The organism is Brevundimonas intermedia (genome assembly GCF_004614235.1).
GTDB lineage: Bacteria > Pseudomonadota > Alphaproteobacteria > Caulobacterales > Caulobacteraceae > Brevundimonas > Brevundimonas intermedia_A.
In genome coordinates this window covers 84,598-104,866 of sequence record NZ_SPVH01000007.1, presented here as the reverse complement: position 1 = coordinate 104,866, position 20,269 = coordinate 84,598, and the positions used below count along the sequence as shown (strand labels likewise).

At 65.4% G+C, this 20,269-nt stretch carries 26 protein-coding genes and 4 tRNA genes; 10 read left to right on the top strand and 20 right to left on the bottom strand.

Going from position 1 to position 20,269, the window contains the following annotated elements; all coding sequences use genetic code 11:
- Positions 1–83 precede the first annotated feature (83 nt).
- Positions 84–506, top strand: a complete 423-nt coding sequence (locus EGY25_RS14545; RefSeq protein WP_135195746.1) for a DUF2147 domain-containing protein — start codon at positions 84–86, stop codon at positions 504–506.
- A 77-nt stretch (positions 507–583) separates the two neighbouring features.
- On the opposite strand, the gene EGY25_RS14540 is transcribed toward EGY25_RS14545, so the two are convergent.
- From EGY25_RS14540 to EGY25_RS14475, 14 genes are all read right to left on the bottom strand, one after another.
- Positions 584–1,570 (bottom strand): aldo/keto reductase, encoded by a 987-nt coding sequence (locus EGY25_RS14540; RefSeq protein WP_135195745.1) that lies wholly within the window; start codon positions 1,568–1,570, stop codon positions 584–586.
- 111 nt (positions 1,571–1,681) lie between these two features.
- Positions 1,682–1,758, bottom strand: a tRNA-His gene (locus EGY25_RS14535).
- A gap of 123 nt (positions 1,759–1,881) precedes the next feature.
- Positions 1,882–2,595, bottom strand: coding sequence for an energy transducer TonB (locus EGY25_RS16875; RefSeq protein ID WP_135195744.1), 714 nt, complete (start codon positions 2,593–2,595; stop codon positions 1,882–1,884).
- A gap of 14 nt (positions 2,596–2,609) precedes the next feature.
- Entirely contained in the window at positions 2,610–3,044 is a 435-nt protein-coding gene (locus EGY25_RS14525; protein ID WP_135195743.1) for a biopolymer transporter ExbD, read from the bottom strand.
- A gap of 5 nt (positions 3,045–3,049) precedes the next feature.
- Positions 3,050–3,937, bottom strand: a complete 888-nt coding sequence (locus EGY25_RS14520; protein WP_135195742.1) for a MotA/TolQ/ExbB proton channel family protein — start codon at positions 3,935–3,937, stop codon at positions 3,050–3,052.
- A gap of 535 nt (positions 3,938–4,472) precedes the next feature.
- Positions 4,473–4,548 (bottom strand) — tRNA-Phe (locus EGY25_RS14515).
- A 63-nt stretch (positions 4,549–4,611) separates the two neighbouring features.
- Positions 4,612–4,776 (bottom strand): DNA gyrase inhibitor YacG, encoded by a 165-nt coding sequence (locus EGY25_RS14510; protein WP_135195741.1) that lies wholly within the window; start codon positions 4,774–4,776, stop codon positions 4,612–4,614.
- 3 nt (positions 4,777–4,779) lie between these two features.
- A complete protein-coding gene (locus EGY25_RS14505) occupies positions 4,780–5,814 on the bottom strand; it encodes a ribonuclease E/G (RefSeq protein WP_135195740.1) in 1,035 nt (344 codons plus the stop codon).
- On the bottom strand, positions 5,811–6,392 hold the full coding sequence (locus EGY25_RS14500) for a Maf family protein (protein WP_135195739.1): 582 nt from the start codon (positions 6,390–6,392) through the stop codon (positions 5,811–5,813). Before EGY25_RS14500 ends, EGY25_RS14505 begins: the two co-directional genes overlap by 4 nt.
- The gene (infA, locus tag EGY25_RS14495) at positions 6,393–6,611 is read right to left on the bottom strand and encodes a translation initiation factor IF-1 (RefSeq protein WP_008261544.1); all 219 of its coding nucleotides are present in this window, start codon (positions 6,609–6,611) and stop codon (positions 6,393–6,395) included. It lies immediately after the preceding gene.
- 103 nt (positions 6,612–6,714) lie between these two features.
- On the bottom strand, positions 6,715–7,182 hold the full coding sequence (locus EGY25_RS14490; protein WP_135195738.1) for a UPF0262 family protein: 468 nt from the start codon (positions 7,180–7,182) through the stop codon (positions 6,715–6,717).
- A complete protein-coding gene (locus EGY25_RS14485) occupies positions 7,179–7,679 on the bottom strand; it encodes a DUF2948 family protein (RefSeq protein ID WP_135195737.1) in 501 nt (166 codons plus the stop codon). Before EGY25_RS14485 ends, EGY25_RS14490 begins: the two co-directional genes overlap by 4 nt.
- On the bottom strand, positions 7,669–8,958 hold the full coding sequence (gene murA / locus EGY25_RS14480) for a UDP-N-acetylglucosamine 1-carboxyvinyltransferase (protein WP_135195736.1): 1,290 nt from the start codon (positions 8,956–8,958) through the stop codon (positions 7,669–7,671). Before murA ends, EGY25_RS14485 begins: the two co-directional genes overlap by 11 nt.
- A 115-nt stretch (positions 8,959–9,073) precedes the next feature.
- A complete protein-coding gene (locus EGY25_RS14475; protein WP_135195735.1) occupies positions 9,074–9,271 on the bottom strand; it encodes a hypothetical protein in 198 nt (65 codons plus the stop codon).
- Positions 9,272–9,381: 110 nt separating this feature from the next.
- Between EGY25_RS14475 and EGY25_RS14470 the strand changes: the two genes are divergently transcribed.
- A tRNA-Thr gene (locus EGY25_RS14470) sits at positions 9,382–9,456 on the top strand.
- Between the two features lie 67 nt (positions 9,457–9,523).
- Here EGY25_RS14470 and EGY25_RS14465 read toward each other — a convergent pair.
- The 4 genes from EGY25_RS14465 to lipB all read right to left on the bottom strand — a co-directional run bounded on the left by EGY25_RS14465 (position 9,524) and on the right by lipB (position 13,057).
- Positions 9,524–10,111, bottom strand: a complete 588-nt coding sequence (locus EGY25_RS14465; protein WP_209308099.1) for a hypothetical protein — start codon at positions 10,109–10,111, stop codon at positions 9,524–9,526.
- Between the two features lie 48 nt (positions 10,112–10,159).
- Positions 10,160–10,654, bottom strand: coding sequence for a peptide-methionine (R)-S-oxide reductase MsrB (msrB, locus tag EGY25_RS14460; protein ID WP_135195734.1), 495 nt, complete (start codon positions 10,652–10,654; stop codon positions 10,160–10,162).
- Positions 10,655–10,727: 73 nt separating this feature from the next.
- Positions 10,728–12,212: a hypothetical protein gene (locus EGY25_RS14455; RefSeq protein WP_135195733.1), complete on the bottom strand. Its 1,485-nt coding sequence runs from the start codon at positions 12,210–12,212 to the stop codon at positions 10,728–10,730.
- A gap of 128 nt (positions 12,213–12,340) precedes the next feature.
- On the bottom strand, positions 12,341–13,057 hold the full coding sequence (lipB, locus tag EGY25_RS14450; protein ID WP_135195732.1) for a lipoyl(octanoyl) transferase LipB: 717 nt from the start codon (positions 13,055–13,057) through the stop codon (positions 12,341–12,343).
- 9 nt (positions 13,058–13,066) lie between these two features.
- Between lipB and EGY25_RS14445 the strand changes: the two genes are divergently transcribed.
- From EGY25_RS14445 to EGY25_RS14415, 7 genes are all read left to right on the top strand, one after another.
- Positions 13,067–13,375 (top strand): FliM/FliN family flagellar motor switch protein, encoded by a 309-nt coding sequence (locus EGY25_RS14445; protein ID WP_135195731.1) that lies wholly within the window; start codon positions 13,067–13,069, stop codon positions 13,373–13,375.
- 183 nt (positions 13,376–13,558) lie between these two features.
- Positions 13,559–13,643 (top strand) — tRNA-Leu (locus EGY25_RS14440).
- A 62-nt stretch (positions 13,644–13,705) separates the two neighbouring features.
- The gene (gene mgtE, locus EGY25_RS14435) at positions 13,706–15,124 is read left to right on the top strand and encodes a magnesium transporter (RefSeq protein ID WP_135195730.1); all 1,419 of its coding nucleotides are present in this window, start codon (positions 13,706–13,708) and stop codon (positions 15,122–15,124) included.
- Between the two features lie 79 nt (positions 15,125–15,203).
- Positions 15,204–16,367 (top strand): lysozyme, encoded by a 1,164-nt coding sequence (locus tag EGY25_RS14430; protein ID WP_135195729.1) that lies wholly within the window; start codon positions 15,204–15,206, stop codon positions 16,365–16,367.
- A gap of 43 nt (positions 16,368–16,410) precedes the next feature.
- The gene (locus EGY25_RS14425) at positions 16,411–17,580 is read left to right on the top strand and encodes an isovaleryl-CoA dehydrogenase (protein ID WP_135195728.1); all 1,170 of its coding nucleotides are present in this window, start codon (positions 16,411–16,413) and stop codon (positions 17,578–17,580) included.
- A 30-nt stretch (positions 17,581–17,610) separates the two neighbouring features.
- Positions 17,611–17,796, top strand: a complete 186-nt coding sequence (locus tag EGY25_RS14420; RefSeq protein WP_135195727.1) for a DUF3008 family protein — start codon at positions 17,611–17,613, stop codon at positions 17,794–17,796.
- 99 nt (positions 17,797–17,895) lie between these two features.
- Complete coding sequence (locus tag EGY25_RS14415; protein ID WP_209308098.1) at positions 17,896–18,660, top strand: exopolysaccharide biosynthesis protein; 765 nt, start codon at positions 17,896–17,898, stop codon at positions 18,658–18,660.
- Positions 18,661–18,910: 250 nt separating this feature from the next.
- Here the strand turns inward: EGY25_RS14415 and flaF are convergent, their stop codons facing one another.
- Positions 18,911–19,276 carry a flagellar biosynthesis regulator FlaF gene (gene flaF / locus EGY25_RS14410; RefSeq protein WP_135195725.1) on the bottom strand — a complete coding sequence of 122 codons (366 nt, stop codon included), beginning with the start codon at positions 19,274–19,276 and terminating at the stop codon, positions 18,911–18,913.
- On the bottom strand, positions 19,236–19,658 hold the full coding sequence (gene flbT, locus EGY25_RS14405; protein WP_135195724.1) for a flagellar biosynthesis repressor FlbT: 423 nt from the start codon (positions 19,656–19,658) through the stop codon (positions 19,236–19,238). Before flbT ends, flaF begins: the two co-directional genes overlap by 41 nt.
- 157 nt (positions 19,659–19,815) lie before the next feature.
- On the opposite strand from flbT, the gene EGY25_RS14400 reads away from it, so the two are divergent.
- Positions 19,816–20,259 carry a hypothetical protein gene (locus EGY25_RS14400; protein ID WP_135195723.1) on the top strand — a complete coding sequence of 148 codons (444 nt, stop codon included), beginning with the start codon at positions 19,816–19,818 and terminating at the stop codon, positions 20,257–20,259.
- Positions 20,260–20,269: the final 10 nt, after the last annotated feature.

Genomic DNA, 20,269 nt, shown 5'->3' with positions numbered 1-20,269 from the left:
TGTTTCAGCCTTGTTTTCAACTGAAACCGGGATCAACGTCGCCTTCAACGGGCGGCGAAACCGCCCGACGAAAGGGAACGACTATGAAGATCAAGATCATGCTGGCCGCCGCCACCCTGGTGGCCGCCCTCGCCTCCCCGGCCCTGGCCGGCGATCCGACCGGCCTGTGGCAGACGCCGACCAACGGCGGCCAGGTTCGCATCGCGCGCTGTGGTCAGGCGCTGTGCGGCACGCTGGTCACGTCGAACCATATCCGCGCCGACGCCAACGCCCGCGACACGCAGAACCGCGACACCGCCCTGCGCAGCCGCACGCTTCGCAACCTGCCCATGCTGACGGGCTTCACCGGCGGCCCGACCGAATGGCGCAACGGCTCGGTCTACAACCCGGCTGACGGCCGCACCTATCGCGGCACCATCACCATGACCGGTGACAACAGCCTGAATCTGCGCGGCTGCGTCGTCGCCCCCCTGTGCAAGACCCAGACCTGGACCCGCATCCAGTAGGATCGAAGCGCCAGACAGACGAAAGGCCCGGCCGGAGCGATCCGACCGGGCCTTTTTTTCATGTCCGCCTATCGGCCTTAGCGGTTCAGGGCCGCTCGCGCCGCCTCGGCGTAACGATGCCCCGTCGCGGCGCCCTTGGGGAAGACCGCCTCGATCCGCGCCAGATCTTCGAGCGTCAGAAGGACATCCGCAGCCGCCGCATTCTGCTCCAGGGTCGCGATGCGGCGTGTGCCGGGGATCGGGACCAGATCCTCGCCCTGCGCCAGCACCCAGGCCAGGGCCAGTTGGGCGGCGGTGACACCCTTGTCTGCGGCGATGGTCTTCACGGCGTCCACCAGATCCAGGTTCTTCTGGAAGTTCTCGCCCATGAAGCGCGGATTGGTGCGACGGAAGTCGTCGGCGTCCAGATCGTCGATCGAGGTGATGTCGCCCGACAGAAACCCCCGGCCCAGGGGGCTGTACGGCACGAAGCCGATGCCCAGTTCGCGCACGACCGAGAACAGCTCTTCCTCGGGATCGCGCGTCCACAGCGAATATTCCGTCTGCAGCGCCGTGATCGGATGAGTCGCATGGGCCTTGCGCAGGGTCTCCGGCGCGGCCTCGGACAGGCCCAGGAAGCGGACCTTGCCCTCTTTGACCAGTTCGGCCATCGCCCCGACCGTCTCCTCGATCGGCGTGTCCGGATCGACGCGGTGCAGATAGTAGAGGTCGACGTGATCGACGCCGAGGCGTTGCAAACTGCCCTCGATGGCGCGGCGAACGTTTGCCGGACTGCCGTCGGTCATCAGCTTGGTGCGGTCGGCGTTGTAGTTGATGCCGAACTTGGTGGCGATGAAGGCCTGATCGCGCCGGTCCTTCAGCGCCTTGCCCACCAGGACCTCGTTGGTGTGGGGGCCGTACATCTCGGCGGTGTCGAACAGGGTGATGCCGAGATCGAGCGCGCGATGGATGACCGAGATGGACTGGGCCTCGTCCGAGCCGCCGTAGAAAGCGCTCATGCCCATGCAGCCCAACCCTATGGCCGAAACCTCGGGACCGTTCGGACCCAGCTTGCGCGTCTTCATGAGGCTTTCTCCTGTCGATGTTGGGGATCGACCCAAAACCCTAAAGTGGCGGCCGATGATCAGGAGATGGTCGCTGCGACGGCGGGCTGCAAGCCCGGCCGTGCTTTGCGATGGTACCGCCTCTCAGGCTTGAACTGAGGACCTCCGGTTCCACAAACCGGCGCTCTAACCAACTGAGCTAAGGCGGCCCGCGCATCGCGAGGCGCGTTCTCTACCGAGGCCTCACCAACCAATCAAGCATAGAGTGCGGCATGAACAAACAAAAACGCCCCGGCGGATGCCGGGGCGTTCTGTTGACTGCAAGACTAGGCCTACTGGAGGCGGAAGCGAACCGTGAAGCGCGCTTGTCCGCCTTGAGCGACACCATCCACCGTACCTGGCGCAAAGCGCGCAGAACGCATGGACGCCACAGCTTCACGACCAAATCCGGCGCCTGATGGCGTTTCGGAAACGATACTGCAGTTCGTAGCCGAACCATTGGCCTGAACCGAGCAAAGCAGGACGACCGTTCCCTCCTCGATACCACGCTCTTGGGCGCGGGCGGGGAACTCGGGACGGGGCTGGCGCGACCACGAGACGTTCGTGATGGTCGCCGGACGGGCCGGAGCCGGAGGGGCGGGCGGAGGCGGCGGTCCAGGAATATTGACGGGCGGGCCCGTATATTCAACGCGGTCTTCCTTCTTCGTCGGCGTGATGTTCACCGGCGGAGGCGGCATGACGTTGGGGACCGGAGCCGGCACGCGAACCTGAAGCTTCGGCGGCGGAGGCGTATCCGTCGGCGGAGGCGGCGGGGGCGGGGGCGGCGGAGGCGGCGGAACCGGCTCGACCAACTCGACCTCGACGGACTCGTCGACGTAGTTGAACTCCTTCAGCTTGAACTTCGACTGTTGCAAGAAGAAGATCAGCAGAGCGAACAGGATGGTGACGACCAGCAGGCAGACGATCAGCACGGGGTAGGAAACCCCCATGAAGCCCTTCTTCTTGGGTACGTCGTAACGACTGCGATGATATTCGACGTCTGTCATTCTATCTCCGCACCCTAACTCGTCGCCTGGTCTTCGCCGACCAGTGCAACACTATAGAAGCCGTTATCCTGAAGCGCATTCATGACCTGCATGAAGTCGCCGTAACGGGTGTTCTGGTCGCCCCGAATGAAGATCCGCTCATCCGCCGGGTTCCGGGCGCCGATCTGTTCTTTCAGATCTTCACCCAGGGATCCGACGTCGGTCCTGAAGTCGCCCACATAGACGTCGCCGTCGTTCTGGATCGAAATATAGACCGGCTTGGGCGGGTTCGGGGCCGCCTTGGCGACGGCGATTGGCAACTCGACGGGCACCGACACGGAAGCGAGCGGAGCCGCGACCATGAAGATGATGAGCAAGACCAACATGATATCAACAAAAGGCGTGACGTTGATATCGCTGTTGGCCTCGACCTGGTTGCCGCCGCCGCCCGTTTTAATCTTGGCGGCCATCCGTCTTACGCTCCCTTGTCGAGCTGACGCGAGATGCCGTTCAGCAGCTCAGCAGCGAAGCCGTCGGCGCGGGTGCCGTAGGCGGCGATCCGCGTGTTGAAGTAGTTGTAGAACACAACGGCCGGGATAGCGGCGAACAGACCGATACCGGTGGCCAGCAGGGCCTCGGCGATACCCGGAGCAACGACGGCCAGGTTGGTCGTGTTGGACTGCGCGATGCCGATGAAGGAGTTCATGATGCCGTAAACGGTGCCGAACAGTCCGACGAACGGACCGATGGAGCCGACCGAAGCCAGGAACTGCTGTCCGCCCGAAAGGCGCAGGGCCAGACCGGATTGAACGGCGGTGACGGCGGCGGCGGCGCGGCCCAGAGCCGAGTCGAGGTGATCGCCCGTGACGGACAGACCGGCCTGACGCGACAGCTCGACTTCCTCGGTGGCGGCGGCGGCCATGTCGGCCAGCGGGTTGCCGTCGAACTCTTCCTGGGTCGAGACGGCGCGCATGTCAGCGATGGTGCGAGCGCCGCGGAAGCTTTCGAGGAAGTTATCCGTCTTGCGGTTCAGAGCGCCGAACTCGAACAGCTTGATGAGCAGCAGGGTCCACGAGAGGATCGAGGCCAGCAGCAGGCCGGCCATGACGACCTTAACGACGACCGTGGCTTCCATGAACATGGAGATCGGCGTGATGTCGCCGCCGTGACCGCCGCCAACGGCTTCGTTCATGCTTTCGGGGTTGGCCGCGTCGGCGGCCGGAGCCATTGCCGTCGGGGTCGCCGCAGGTGCGGCAGCCGGGGTCGGCTCGGCCGGGGCCTGAGCCAGGACCGGCGAGCTCGCCATCAGCGCGGCGGCGCCCGCCATGGCGAGAAGGATGTTCGTCTTTTTGCTGTTCAGCATAATTCGCCAGTTCCTGCTTGGTCTGACTCGTGGAACCAAAGGTGCGGCCATAGTCAGCGACCGCCCCCCAACCTGAAATGTTTCCTTCAACGCGCCCCGTCCTATCGAGGATCCGGGCCCGTTGAAATCTTCGGTAGAGGCCGTCCGGTCGCCCGCCCAGCCTCTGATGATCGAACCTTCGGAGAGCGCGTCTCCTGTAATCCGTATTAACGCCTTCTTGGGAAGGCGTCTCAACCCTTTGACGAACCCTTACCGGAGCGTCAAGGGACAAGAGCGGCTTTTAACCCGTCGAGAGACATGGAGAAAAGTTCCACTCGACCTTGGCATTAAAACGCCGACGCGCGACATTTTCATGATGATCGCGCGTCATTTGGAGCAAGCTTGTCGCAGATCGTCGCATTGCGGCTAAATCTTACCAGATCGAACGAAACAACGACCAATCAAGCCTCATACGCCAAGGGTAGTCACGCGACAGCCACACGCAGGAGCATCATGTGATGCCTCAAACGCATAGTGATCGATGTGAGGAAAGTGATGGTGCCTGGAGGCGGGTTCGAACCACCGACACGCGGATTTTCAATCCGCTGCTCTACCAGCTGAGCTATCCAGGCGCCGACGCGGCGTCGCGAGAGGCGGGTCTATAGGGGAGGCTTTTCCGCCTGTCCAGCGCCCAATCAGTCCTTTTCGCCATCATCTTCGGCGCCCTCGTCCAGGGCGGCCGGAATGGCGTAGCCGCCTGTGAACCAACGCTGCAGGTCGACCTCGGAGCAGCGGCGCGAGCAGAAGGGCTTGTACTTGGGATCGGCGTCGGCCTTGCGGCAGATCGGGCAGGTCGCCATGGCTCAACTCTCTTCTATATTGCCGCGTCCGACGGGGACGGCGACGTCGGCCTGCACATGGGCCCGCGGCCCCAGTCGCGCCGCCATTGGGCTGGCGATGGCGGCTTCCTCCGGCGCGCAGCGTGCGGTGATGCGCGGGGATAGAGTGTCGGACAAGAGCTGACGCCGTAGATGCCGCACAAGCGATAGGGCGCGCGTCTGGACCGACGGCCGTCCACTGGCGTCGAGCAACACCTCCTCGATCGGCGTGCGTCGCCAAGGCAGCGACACCTGCAACAGGCCGAATCGACTGACGGGTCCGAAAACGGCCTGCGGTTCGTGGGCGAAGGCGGCCCTGGCGCTCTTGGACTGCGCCTCGGCGTCCTGACCATCCCCGACCAGGTCGATGACGACCAGACCGGACCAGTTCCGAAGCCCGATCAGCCGCGCCGCCTGTCTTAGCCCCTCACGATTTGCGACCGCTCTCGCCTGTTTCGGATCACGACCGGGCATCGAGGCGAAATCGATGTCCACGGCCACCAGGGCGCGAGTGCGTTCGATGGCCAGGTCGATTCCGTGCGACCCGAAGACGCAGGACCGGGCCAGCGCCTCTTCCTCAGCCTCTATGACCGCGTCGATGGCGGCGATTCCGACGATTGATTCCTCGTCGGGCGCGAGTTCGCGCAACTGTTCGGCGATACTGGGCGCGGCCTGAAGCAGGCGGGGCGTTCCCTCCCCCGGCCCAAGGCGACGAACCACGGCGCCCTTCCCGGTCCGAGGCTCGGCAGTGACGACGACTTCCAGCCGTTCGCCTTGGCTCAGGCGCTCGTTGCGAGGAAAGGGCAGGAAGGCAGCGGTATCGGCGCCGATATCGACGAAGGCGCCGCGCAGGCCCTGATTCACTTCGGTCACGCGGCCGATCAACCGGGCGCCGAGCCGCGTCTGGGCCGGGTCGTTTTCGCGATGGATCAAAAGATGGGTGTAGCGCCCGTCACGCATGACCACGCCGCGCGTCTCGCCGGGCGTCTCGTCGAGGAAGACCTCGACCGCGCCGCTCATGCGCGCCAGCCGACGCCGTTCAACAGCTGGACGGCCTCATAGACCGGCAGACCCATCACCGAAGGATGGCTGCCGACGATTCGCTGGACGAAGGCGCCGGCCGGCCCCTGGATGCCATAGCCGCCGGCCTTGCCACGCCAGTCGCCTGTGGCGACATAGGTCGCGATCTCGTGGTCCGACAGCGGCTTGAAGGTCACGCGCGTCTCGTTGACGCGCGACGACAGCTTGCCGTCACGCACCACCGCCACGCCGGTGAAGACGCGGTGATTGCGGCCGGACAACAGCTTCAGAAAACGGATCGCCTCAGCCTCGTCCGCCGCCTTCTCCAGGAAGCGACGACCGACCGACACGACCGTATCGGCGGCGATGACTACGGCGTAGGGACGCCGTGCAGCCACGACCTGAGCCTTCGAGGTCGCCAGACGTTCGGCGAGACGCGGTGGCGTCTCGCCCTTCAGAGGCGTCTCGTCGATGTCGGCGGGATCGATATGGTCGGGCGTGATCCCGACCTGCGCCAGCAGTTCGATGCGGCGCGGGCTGGCCGAAGCCAGCACCAGTTCGGGACGACCCGCGCTCACTTACTTGAAGCGATAGGTGATGCGACCCTTGGTCAGGTCGTAGGGGGTCATTTCGACCAGGACCTTGTCGCCGGCCAGCACGCGGATGCGGTTCTTGCGCATCTTGCCCGCCGTGTGGGCGATGATCTCGTGGTCGTTCTCAAGCGTCACGCGGAAGGTGGCGTTCGGCAGCAGTTCGCTGACGGTGCCGGGAAACTCAAGTAGTTCTTCCTTAGCCATGCGGCCTCTCACGCCCGATTAAAATGCGTTCGACCCCACGCCGGGCGGGCGCGAGGGGCGGAATGGAGGGGCCTAATGCCCGAAAACGCAGAGATAGTCGAGGTCAGCCGCGACGGTAGAGCGCACACAGTAACGTAAACAGCCGCCGCGCCGTTTCATGATCGACGACGATCTTGCCGTCCAGTCGTGTCTTCAACTGGTCGGCCCCCTCGTTGTGCAGGCCACGCCGGCCCATGTCGACCGATTCGATCTGGCTGGGAGACGAGCCGCGCAGGGCCTCGTAATAGCTGTCGCAGATCAGCAGATAGTCTTTGATCACGCCCTTCAGCGGCGTCAGGCTGATGGCGTAGGTGCGGTTGAAGTTCTCGCCGTCGATGTCGAACACCAGACGATTGTCCTGCAAAGACAGCTTCAGCTTATAGGGTCCACCTTCGGCGCCGACGGGCTCGAAGCTGTTCTTCTCGACCAGATCGAAGATGGCGACCCGGCGCTCATGCTCGATCTCGGCCGTCGCGGCGGGCAAGGTGACCGCGTCCAGTTCGACCGACGCCAGCTTGTGGGGACCGCTCATGCCGCATTCCCTTCATCGCGTTTGGGGGCGTCCAGGTCCGGGCCGTCGAGGTGGGTCGGCGCCACACGCGCCGGCCACCGCTCAGAAATATCCGTGACCACCGCGTCCAGGCATTCGACGTCGACCCGTAGATCCCCGCCGCCGGCGAACATCAGGATGACCTTGCCGCCGGGCGCATCCGTCGGGATGAAATCGAGCGCCAGCAATTCCAGCGAGGCGTCTGGGCTGCGCGACAGGCGACGGCTCTTGACCGCCAGCACGTCGCCGAACTGCATGGCGCACATCACCCGCGTCTCGCCGCATTCCCAGCAGAAGCGGCTGAAGGCGATGGTCAGAGTGCGCGCACTCTTCTCCCACACGATATCGACCGGCCGCAGGATGGCGTCCTGCAGCGCGGCGGAAATGATCTGAAGATCGTCGGCATCCTCGGCCAGCAGGCGCAGCGGTTCGACCGGCGCCTTCGCTTCGGAAATGACGCCGTCGATCTCAGTGCTCATCACCTGTTCCTTTTATGCGTCGAATGTCCGCCCCGCACGCGCCGAGCTTTTCTTCCAAACGCTCGAAGCCGCGATCCAGATGATAGACGCGTCCGACCGTCGTCTCACCTTCGGCGACCAGGCCCGCGATGACCAGGCACATGGAAGCTCGCAGATCGGTCGCCATGACCTGGGCGCCGTGCAGCACCTCGACGCCGTTGACGTGGGCCTCGCCGGCGTGGACCGAGATGTCCGCCCCCAGCCGCGCCAGTTCCGGCACATGCATGAAGCGGTTCTCGAAAATGGTCTCGCGCACCGTGCTGACGCCCTCGGCCGTCGTCATCAGGGCCATGAACTGGGCCTGCAGGTCGGTGGCGAAGCCCGGATAGATGGCCGTCTCGACATCGACGGCCTTCAGCCGCTGCTTCGGATCGCGCTTGATCAGCACGCCATCGGCGGTGGGCGACACCTCGATCCCGGCCTCAATCATCTTGTCGGTCAACGAGCCGATCAGTTCGGCCCGCGCCTTGGTCAGTCGCACCTCGCCCCCCGCCATGGCGGCCGCGACGGCGTAGGACCCCATCTCGACTCGGTCGGGAATCACCGACCAGGTCGTCCCGTTCAGCGACGAGACGCCGGTGATGGTCAGAACATCCGTGTCGATGCCCTCGATCTTGGCGCCCATGGCGGTCAGACATTGAGCCAGATCACCGATCTCGGGTTCGCGCGCGGCGCGGCGAAGCACGGTCGTCCCCTGCGCCAGTACGGCGGCCAGCAGCGCGTGTTCGGTGGCCCCGACCGAAACGAACGGAAACTCGATCTCGGCCCCTTGCAGCCCCTTGGGTGCGCGAGCAGTGACATAGCCTTCGTCCAGCTCGATCTCGGCGCCCAGCGCGGTCAGCGCCTGGAGGTGCAGGTCCACCGGACGCGCGCCGATGGTGCAGCCGCCGGGCAGCGACACCTTGGCCTCGCCCGTGCGCGCCAGCAGCGGCCCCAGCACGTTGAACGAGGCCCGCATCTGGCGAACCAGATCATAGGGGGCGAAGGTCGAGGTCAGCTCGGCCGCATGAAACAGGCTCTCCTGCCCGTCTGCGCCGTCGCGCTCGGTCACTTCGATGCCGAACTGGCGCAGCAGTTGGCCCAGGAACCGGGTGTCCGCCAGACGCGGCATATTGGTCAGCAGCAGAGGCTGATCCGTCAGGATCGAGGCGGCCATCAGCTTGATGGCGGAGTTCTTGGCGCCGCTGACGGGGATGTCCCCGAAAAGCTGGGCGCCGCCCTGAATGGCGATGCTGTCCATGACGTCCTTAAGCGCACCCGAAGGAAACGCCTCGGGGGATGGTTCTCTAGCAAGCCGTTGGACGCTTGCCAAAGGGCTGCGAGGTCGCGAGCCGATGACTTTCAGTTGCGATGCGTCAGTTGCTGTCGCGCGGCGTCGCAGGCGTCCGCGCCGGGGCCTTGCGACGACGCAGGTTGGCGCGAAGGGCCGAAGCCAGACGGATCGCCTTCTCGGCCTTGGCCCGCGCGATTTCGAATTCCGGCCCCGATTCGACGGGCGGCGTCGCAGCAGAAGCGGCGGCAGGCGTATCGGCATCATGCGGAGGGTGAGTCATGGCCGGATGATGCCGTGATACCGGGCCATGTCCAAACTTTCTTTCGGAGGATCAAAAAGGCGCTTCCCTCCCCGGAAGGGTTTGGCTATACGGCCGCTTCCTCAGTCGGGGCCGCCGTAGCTCAGTGGTAGAGCGCATCCTTGGTAAGGCTGAGGTCGTGGGTTCGATTCCCCCCGGCGGCACCATCTGAGAACTGAAAAGGCCCGGCTTTCGCCGGGCCTTTTTGAGTTTCAGCGATAGTCGCGGCGACCATCAATCGTAGCCGTATAGCCCTCGACGATACGTATCGCGCTCGTCCGCGTCGCCGTCCTTGTTCCAGCTGAAGCCCATGGACAGCGACTTGGTGGTGGTGTCCGCGCCATAGCCCCGACCGCGCCAGCCGCCGCCGTATGGCGAATAGAAGCCCGGTCCGCGCAGGCCATAACCGCCGTAGCCATAACCCCAAGGCTCGTTGCGCCCCTCGCGATAGGCCAGGTCCAGACGACCGTTCTCGCCGACAGGGAGGGAGACAGCGGCGCCATAGCTGCGATAGCCGCCGGTGCCGATTCCAGCCTCGACCATGCCGTGCATCTTGCGCTCGGCCGGCGGACCGACCTCGGCGCCTTCGTCGAAGCTGGCGCCCGGCGTGCGCGAGCTGATCCAGTTCTGGATCTGCTGTTCGGTCGTCAGGCCGTGCGGAGCAGCGTCCTGAGCCGTCGGAGCGGTCACCGATTCCTGAGGCGCGGCCGCCATGGCCTGGGCCAGGGTCGGGGCGTTGGACGGCGCGGTCGTAACGACGCCGTCGGGATCACCGACCGCCGCGACAAGAGCCGCACTCGCCAAGAAACCTGCAATCAGCATGGGCCGCCTCCGTTCGAAATCATCCTAGCACAGCGATTGAGGCCAAGGTCAGGCGACGCCGTCACCCCGGTGCAATGGGTCAGGCAAGGCCTCGCCTTCGGCGACGAAACTGAGCGCGACCGAGTTGATGCAATAGCGACTTCCAGTCGGCGGCGGGCCGTCCGGGAAGACGTGGCCCTGGTGGCTGCCGCAGCGGGCGCACTGGGTCTCGATGCGGACCATGCCGTAGCTGGTGTCGCGAATCTCGTGGACGTGGCTGTCGTCCACAGGCTGAGTGAAACTGGGCCAGCCGGTGCCGCTCTCGAACTTGGTTCCGCTCCTGAACAGCGGCAGGCCGCATTCGCGGCAGCAGAAGACACCCGCCCGCTTCTCACCCAGCAGGGTGCCGCAGAAGGGCGCCTCGGTGCCGTGGGACAGCAGGACGCGCTTTTCCTCGGCGTTCAGGTCCGCTTCCAGACGGGCGCGCTCTGCGTCGTCGGGAGGAGTCAGATCATAGCCAGAGGGCGAACGCAGGGTTTCGGAGGTTTGGGCGAGATCGGTCATGGTCTGCAAATGGGAAGGGCCGGGCCGAGGTTCCACCCCCTGCCCGCCCCCTGATCCGTTCGGCGCTGCGTTTTTACTGGAACAGCGTGCCGACCCAGGCGCGCACGGCGGTCTCGTCGGTCGCCGAACCCGTGTAGGCGAGGCCCTGCGCCGGGGTGAAGGGTGCGTCGTTGCCGCGCTGACGCGTCGTCCAGGCCTTATGACCATAGGTCAGCTCGGCATAGTTCGACGGCAGGCGCAGCACGGTCGGCTCAATGAAGATCGAGTCTTCCGCCGTCACCGATCCGGCCAGGCGCACGTTCGGCAGGCGCGTCAGCAGGTCCAGCGTATCCAGGCAGCCGCTGGTGCAGCCGCTGTCGACCAGGACCACCACCTGACCGGCGACCGGGTTGGCCGCGCCGGTATCCGCCACGGACGGGCGGCCCGGCATGGTGAAGGTCGGCTGATTGGCGGCGAGCGCCGAATCGAAGGCTGCGACGATGGCCTGGGTCTGTTCGATCACCGGACCGGATTCGGCGACGAAGCGCGGATCGGCCTGCATCCGAGCCAGGGTGTCGGCGAACCACTGACGGTTGGCCGTCGTGGCGCGATAGGTGATCGAGCCGGCTTCCGGCTGACGGCTGACGGTGAATTCCGGCGTCCAGATGCGGTTGGCCAGGCCATAGCCCTTGCCCGTGGCGTTCAGCGATGCGCCGTTCGCGCCGCGCAGATCGATGACCAGACCTTGCGCGCCGCGAATGGCGGGCAGTTGGGCCTCGACGGCGGCGAAGAAGGCGTCCCATCCGGCGTCATCCGCCAGAGTGTGGACGTGGATCCAGGGACGGCCGTCGACCGTCTCGACCGACAGCGGGTTGGCGCCGGGCATGTAGATGGTGGCGCGGTAGGCGGCCTCCAGGCTGGCGGCGTCGGCCGGCTGGGGCTGCATCTGGAAGTCACGATCGCGACGACCGACCTTGAAGGTGCATAGCGAAGGCACGCCGCCGGTGAAGGGGTTGTTGCGGTTCCACAGCAGATAGGGGGCGGTGCGGACGCGTCCGGCCTCGGTCGTCAGGTCGCCTTCCCAACGGTCCAGCCGCTCTTCGGCAAGTTGAGCGGCGGTCTTGTCGCCGCATTTGACCAAGGTCGCGCCGACCGGCGGCACGTTGCGCACGCCCGGCTTCACATAGGAAACGACATATTCGCCATTGCGCCAGGCCGTGGTCACCCCCGGCCAGCTGGTCGCGAAGAACGGGCCGAGGCCCTCGTAGGTCGGGCGGATCGCGATGTTCGAATCGCGGAAACCGTTGGCGTAGTAGCGCATCAGATAGGCGTGGCTGTCGCCGCTGTTGACGCGCCCGACCTTGCCTTGCGCGTCGGCCAGACCAGCGTCGATCCAGGTGCGGAAGGCTTCGCTGGGCGCGCCGGGGATCACGGCGGCGGGATGGTTGGCGGCCAGGGCGTCATGCGCGGCCTGAAGGTCCTGTTGCGCCAGGGCGCGAAAATCCTGTGCGACTGCAGCGCCGGCGGCGACGGTCAGCGACAGAACGGCGGCCGATGCGGCGGCGATCATGCGGTTCATGGAGGTTTCCTGCGGCCTTCTATTTCAAGCTCGTGGCGACGGTTAAACCTCATGCGTCACGCGCTTGCCAACCCCGCAGGTCAGGATTTCGCCCGATTGTCACACGCCCTGCGGCGATGCGGCGCGCTTTAGAACGGCGCCTTGGCCTCGACCGCGGCGCCGAATATCCGGTCGAAGCTGCGTCGCAACGCCTCATCCGCCTCGTCCATCGTCGCCAGCACGCCCAGATCGACCAGGCTAGTGACGCCATGATCCTGAATGCCGCACGGCACGATGCCGCCGAAATGGTCCAGGTCCGGCTCGACGTTCAGGCTGACGCCATGGAAGCTGACCCATTTGCGGACTTTGACGCCGATGGCGGCGATCTTGTCCTCGCGCGACCAGCCCGGCCCCTTGCGCGCGACCCACACCCCGACGCGGCCCGGCCGGATGTCCGCCTCGACGCAGAACCGGTCCAGTGCGCCGATCAACCACAGCTCCAGCCCGCGCACGAAACACCGCACGTCCTTGCCGCGGCGGTTCAGGTCCAGCATCACATAGGCCACGCGCTGGCCGGGGCCGTGATAGGTGAACTGCCCGCCCCGCCCCGTCCGGTGCACCGGGAACCGGCCCGCATCCAGAAGATCCTCGTCCTTGGCCGAGACGCCGGCGGTATAGAGCGGCGGGTGTTCCAGCAACCACACCATCTCCTGCGCCTCCCCGGCCGCGATGGCGGCGACGCGCGCCTCCATGAAGGCCTCGGCGGCGGCATAGTCGACATAGCCCTGCGACACGGCCCATTCGACGGGCCGCCCGTCGTCGAGACGCAGTTTCTGAAGGGACGGGCTTAACGGCTCAGCAAGCATGACGCTTCAATGTGGTCGGCGAGGCGTTTGCGCAAGAGACGGCCTTTCAGTGATCGAGAGCTTTACGTGACCCAAATCAACGCCGTCGACGTCGAAATCTCCGTGGTTCTGGGTCGATCGGTGCTGCCGATGTCGCAACTGCTGCGCATGGGCCGTGGCGCGGTGATTCCCCTGGACGCCGCAGAGGGCGACGAGGTCTGGATCCTGGCCAACAACTACCCCGTCGCGCGGGGCGAGATCGAGATCCGCGACGACCGAATCGCCATCACCGTCACCCGCCAGGCCGACGTCTATGACTTCATGGCTGGATCCGCCTGACTGCACGAGTGGCGAGTGGCGAGTGGCGAGTGAACGCGTTCTCCGTTTTCCTGCGAAGAGTTTAAACCCAGGCGTCGCGTGAATCCCCGGAAACTACTCGCCACTGACCACTCGCCACTCGCGACTAAATTCGCCCCTTTCCTTTTCCAGCGGCTTCGTCTATTCGCCGCCGCTCCGATGCGAGCGGTCGTGGCGGAATTGGTAGACGCGCAGCGTTGAGGTCGCTGTGGGGCAACCCGTGGAAGTTCGAGTCTTCTCGACCGCACCATCTGGCTAAACAGGGCGATTCATCGGCTAACTACGGCTGGACATACCAAGGGAGGCGACCACGTGAACACCACGGACTCCGCCTTCGCTCCAGCCGAAGCGCCTGATAACGAAGACCACGCCGCCCTGGACGAGGACTATGTCCTCACCCCTCAATTCGTCGAGAAAGTCGTGGACGCCGCCGACGACGGCGATGGGGTGCGTCTGCGGTCACTGCTGGAAGACCTGCACCCGGCCGACGTCGCCGACCTGATGGGCTTTCTGACGGCGGAACACCGTGCCGTCGTCGTGCTGTGGCTGCCGCCGGAGCTGCTGGCCGAGACCCTGCCCGAGCTCGATGACAACATCCGCGAGGAGGTGCTTGAGCGGGTGCCGCACGGCACCCTCGCCGTGGCGCTTCAAGAACTGGATTCCGACGACGCCGCCGCCGTGGTCGAGGATCTGGAGGACGACCAGCGCGAGCGCGTCCTGGCCGCCATGCCCGAGGTCGATCGCGCCGCGATCGAGAACAGCCTGGGCTATGACGAGGAGTCCGCCGGCCGCCTGATGCAGCGCGAGGTGATGGCCGCGCCCCAGTTCTGGAGCGTGGGCGACACCATCGACCACATCCGCAAACAGGGCGACGACCTGCCCGAGCTGTTCTTCGACATCTATGTGGTCGATCCCCTGAATCGCCCCGTCGGCGGCGTGCCGATCAGCGGACTGTTGCGCGCCGCGCGCAGCACAGCCCTGTCCGACCTGATGGAGCCGATCAACGTGATCGCCGTCGGCCAGGACCAGGAAGAGGTCGCCTATATCTTCGAGAAGTATCACCTGATCTCTGCGCCGGTCGTTGACGCCGGCGGGCGGTTGGTGGGCCAGATCACCGTCGATGACATCGTCAACATCATTCAGGAAGAGAACCGCGAGGACATCCTGCGTCTGGCCGGTGTCTCTGACGAGGACCGCGGCTCGTCCGTGTCCGAAATCGTGCGCGGTCGCGTGCCTTGGCTGGCGATCAATCTGGCGACAGCGGCCCTGGGCGCCAGCGTCATCGGCCTGTTTGAAGGCACGATCCAGCAGATCGTCGCCCTTGCCGTCCTGATGCCGATCGTGTCCGCCATCGGCGGCAACGCCGGCACTCAGGCTCTGACCGTGACCGTACGTGCGCTGGCGACGCGCGAACTGAACAGCTCGAACGCCCCTCGCACCTTCTGGCGCGAGATGGCGGTGGGCCTCGCCAACGGAATGATTCTGGCGCCCCTGATCGGCATCGCGGCCGGCTTCTGGTTCCGCGACGAAGACTGGAAGATCGGTCTGGTGATCGGCGCCGCCATGATCCTGAACTTGCTGATCGCCGCCAGCATCGGCGTCCTGACGCCCCTGACCCTGTCCAAGCTGAAGTTCGACCCCGCCGTGTCGTCCGCCGTGTTCGTCACGGCGACCACCGACTTCTTCGGCTTCCTGATCTTCCTTGGTCTGGCCACACTGGTGCTGCTCTAGACATCATCCACGCCGATCCGGCGCGGCCCTTGCTGATGATCGTGCGAGCGCCGCGCGCCTGTTTCCAATTGGGTCAACTGTGTCTGACGTCCTCCCCAAGCCCGGGCCCAAACCCGGCCCCAAACCCAGCAAGGTGTCCCGCGAAGGCGTCCTGCTGATCAAGAGCTTCGAAGGCTTCCGTCCTCGCGCCATGCAGCGCAGCGACGGCCGCTGGGTGATCGGCTACGGCCATACCCATTCGGCCCGCGAGGGCGCCACGGTGTCCGAGCAGGACGCCGAATTGCTGATGCAATACGACCTGATCCCGGTCGTGAAGGCTGTGGCCGATCATGTTCGCGTGCCCCTGAACCAGCACCAGTTCGACGCCCTGGCCAGTTTCGCCTTCTCCATCGGCGCGGATCGGTTCGCCTCATCCGACGTGGTCGAGCAGTTGAACGCCGGCGCCGCTCGCCAGGCCGCCTTGGCCCTGTCCGAATGGGCGGATGACGCCGCCGCCGAAAAGCCGACGCGCCGACGCTCGGCCGAGCATGCGCTGTTCAACGCCGCGCCCGGCGCGCCCGTGACCCTGGCGGACCTGCTGGCCGCCCCTCTGCCGTCTCCTTTCGAGACGCCCCAGCCGACCCTGGCCGCCGTCGAGGGCGCGCTGGACGAAGCCGTCGCCTCCTTCCCCGCGCATGAAGAGACCGCCGCCCCGGCTGCGCCTCAGCCCCATTCCATCTATCCCGCCACGGCCGTCGGTCCCGTCGCCGACATCGCCCCTCTGATGGGGCAATCGGAAGCCGTCTCGACCCAGGCGCCGATCGTCGTCGCCAATGACCTGCAGGCGCCGCTGGAAGCCCAGCCCACTGCCGCCACGACAGAGTTCGCGCCCGCCGAGAAAGCCAGCGTAGTCCTGACAGCGCCAGGCCTGTCCGAACAGGCGGCGCCCGTCGATGCCGAAGCCGCGCCGACCTCCGAACCGGACGCGACACCCGTCGAACAGACACTGAGCACGCGCGAAGTCGTCGCCCGCGCTCGGGCCGCGAAACGCCCCGGTTGGGGCGAGACGGCCACCTTCCTGATCATGGGCGGCCTGGGCATGCTGTCCTTGGGCGTCGCCATGGCGGCCTTTCGCCGCGCGTCGGTGTCGAACAGCAGCGACACGGCCACCGTCGCCTGGGTGCTGGCCCTGATCGCCGTCGCCTGCGTCGGGGTGTCGGGCTACAATCTCTATCGTCGCTGGGGACGGGCTGACCGCACCTGACGGCGCTTGGCGAAAGGCTATGCGCAATGCTACGCCCTAGCGCATGAGCATTCCCTTCGCGCCCCAATCCATGGAATTCGGCCTTGGCGAGAACGCCGACGCCATTCGCGACACGACCGCCCGCTGGGCCGCCGATCGCCTGGCCCCCCTGGCGGCAGAGATCGACGAGAAGAACGCGTTCAAGCGCGAGCTGTGGCCTGAGATGGGCGAACTCGGCCTACACGGAATCACTGTCGAGGAAGAGTTCGGCGGCCTGGGTCTGGGCTATCTCGAACACGTCGTGGCGATGGAAGAAGTGTCGCGCGCCTCGGCCTCGATCGGCCTGGCCTATGGGGCGCACTCCAACCTCTGCGTCAATCAGATCCGTCGCTGGGGCACGCCCGAGCAGAAGCTGAAATATCTGCCCAAACTCATCAGCGGCGAACACGTCGGCTCTCTGGCCATGTCCGAGGCCGGCTCCGGTTCCGACGTGATGTCGATGCGCACCCGCGCCGACAAGAAGGGCGACCGCTACATCCTGAACGGCACCAAGTTCTGGATCACCAACGCCCCCCACGCCGACACCTTGGTCGTCTATGCCAAGACCGATCCCGAGGCTGGCTCGAAGGGCTGCACCGCCTTCCTGATCGAAAAGGGCATGAAGGGGTTCAGCGTCTCCAAGAAGCTGGACAAGATGGGCATGCGCGGCTCGGACACCGCCGAAATGGTGTTCGAGGACTGCGAGGTTCCAGAAGAGAACATCATGGGTCCGCTGGGCGGCGGCGCCGGCGTGCTGATGAGCGGACTGGACTATGAGCGCGCGGTCCTGGCCGCCGGCCCCTTGGGCATCATGCAGGCCGCGTTGGACGTGGTCCTGCCCTACGTTCGTGACCGCAAGCAGTTCGGCAAGCCCATCGGCTCATTCCAGCTGATGCAGGCCAAGGTGGCCGACATGTACGTCGCCCTGAACAGCGCCCGCGCCTATGTCTATGCCGTCGCTCGCGCCTGCGATCAGGGCAAGACGACCCGCTACGATGCGGCGGGCGCGATCCTGCTGGCGTCCGAGAACGCGGTGAAGGTGTCGCTGGAGGCCGTCCAGGCCCTGGGCGGCGCCGGCTACACGAAGGAGTGGCCGGTCGAGCGCCTGGTCCGTGACGCCAAACTCTATGACATCGGCGCCGGCACCAACGAAATCCGTCGCTTCCTGATCGGCCGGGAACTGCTGGGAAGCTGATGGTTTCTTCAGGGCGGAAGGAGACATCCCATGCCCGCAAAATCCGCAGCCCAGCAAAAGGCCGCCGGCGCCGCCCTGTCGGCCAAGCGCGGCGAGACGCCGAAGTCGAAACTTAAGGGCGCGTCCAAATCCATGGCTGCGTCCATGACCGAGACGCAGCTCGAAGAGCTTGCCGCCACAAAGCGGAAGGACAAGCCGGAGCATGTGCAGGACTGAGACAAAGGCGAATTATCTGACCGCCTTTCCGTTCTGTAAGTGGCGATCCACGCGCCGACCGCCTAGATGGGCGCAATCCCCAGCCGAGCGCCCTGCCTGATGCCCGCCCAACCGCCTCCGAACGACGACCTGCGGCGGTTTTCCGACGTCCTCGAAGATCTCGGCCACGCCCCAGAACCCAAGCTGACCATGGCCGAACTGGTCGCGTCCTTCGGCGAGCGCGGCTTCGGGGCCATGATCCTGATTCTGTCGCTGCTGGCTCTCCTGCCCTGGCCTCCCGGCGGCAAGGCGGTCTTCGCCGTGCCGATCATCCTGATGTCGCTGGAACTGGCATTCCAGAGACAAACCGTCTGGCTACCGCGCTGGATGTTGAAGGCCTCGGTCTCACGCAGCGCCTACAACGCCCTGATCGCCACGCCCTTCGCCGCCCCGGCTTGGCTGCGTCGCTGGGTCCTGTCGTCCAGAGTTCGGATCGCGCACCGCCGCTACATGTTCGCCGACCGCATCCGGCGCGCCGTACGTCGACGGCCAAAGGGCGCCAGCGTCCTGAAACTGGTCCGCGCTATCGAAAGGCTGACCCGCCCGCGCCTGCCCCTGCTGACCGGCGATGTCGCCGACACCTTCACTGGCCTGGTCTGCGTCGTGCTGGCTCTGATCATGGCCCTGCCCATCCCGTTTGGAGACGCCCTGCCCGGCATCGCCCTAGTCCTGTTCGCCCTGGGCATGATGCAGCGCGACGGGGTGGCGATCCTGCTGGGCATGCTGGCGACAGCGGCGAGCGCCCTGTACCTGTTTCTGATCTGGGCGACCGTGGTCGAGGTGGGCCATCACGTCGCCGGCTGGTTCGCCCGCTTGTTGCACTGACCGCCAAGGAAAAGGGCCGCCGAGTTTCCTCGACGGCCCTCCACTGTCTGACCGCAAACGGTCCGACTGCAACTCTGTCTGAAAGGCTCAGACCAGGCCCTCTCCGAGGACCAGGGTCGCGGTCGCCGCTCGCGATTGATGACAATGAGACACTGGATCACCTCCTTTCGACTGTTGAACAGGGAGGTGAAACATAAGACGCCTCAACGCCTTGCGCCAAGAGGCTTCGCGTTATCGTGACTGCGTCGGTCTATTGCGTGGGCGACGCCCCGCCCGACAGGCCCTGCATGATCATCCGATTGATGTCGATCAGGTCTTGAAACGTCTCTTCGCCCCGCATCACCGCCGAAGAATGGCGATTGATGAACAGGCTCAGTGAAATGATCTGCGCACGCATGGGCGCCCCAAGAGCATTGGTGGGATCGCTGCAATCGCCGGCCAGCGTCGACCACAGGCGCCGGTTCCAGTCCAGCGCATCGATGCGCGTGGCGATGTCCGACGCATCGACCGTGGAGGCGTGGACCAAAGCGCGTGTGACCTGACCGAACAGTCGGTACTCCAGGTCGCGTGGGCTCTCAGCTCTCGCTGTCGCCGCTGTGTACGCCTGAAGCGACATTCAGCACTCTCTCTTCATATTCGACAATCTTACGCGCCGACATCAGGGCCTTGTAGTATTCGCGCGCCAGCACGTGACGCGAGGCCGAGACGCATTCGGCCAAGATGTCCGGGTTCTGCGTCGCGCCCATGAATTCGGTGATCCGCAGCGCCAGCTCGTCATAGAATTTCGCCGCTGCGCTCTCGTCCAGATACATCATCATGATCGGGAAATAGATCCGCCGGCCGGGCGTGGTGACGTCCTCGGCCTGCATGATGTCCTTCTCGCGCAGCACGCTGGCGCGGTTTTGCAGAATCAGCACGCCACGGCGGTCGCCATTTTGGACCACGGCGCCATTCAGGACGAACTTCTCGCCGGGTTTCAGCGACAGCTTCAGGGCCATTGAGCACCGAACTCCAGACAGGAATCGAGCCCGCCGCGCGGGACAGGCTCAGTTGAGTCGAACCTTAGCCCGCCATCAGTTAACCATCCCTTGTGCACCGCCTCCGCTGGAACGCGTATCGTCGCCGCTGCGTTGGTTTGTCGAAGAGGAGACGACAATGCCGGACAACGATTATCAGGACGACCAGGAACAGTCGGAAACCTTCGACGAAACCCATCTGGACGACGAAGGCGACGGCGAGTTCCTGCTCGACGAAGCCGATCAGGTATTGGACGTCACCCAGGCCGACGGCGATGCCGAAGAAGAGGATTTCGACGAGGACGCCGAGGTCGATCTGGATGACCAGCTCGCGCTGGACGGGATCGAGCGAGAAGCCGATGCGCTGTTGGGCGTCGATGGCGAAACCCTCAGCCAGATCGACGCGGACGGCGAGCCTCAGTCCGCCCCAGACGAAATCGAACTGGTCTATTCCGGCTTGATGGAAAACGAACGCGGCGCCCAGGCCAGCGCCGCGCACTGGGAGGCTAAACGCCTCTCGGACGACGACATCGCCGACCTGGGCTATGGCCCGGACGGCGACCAAGACAGCCCGGCTCGATAAGGGAGAGATC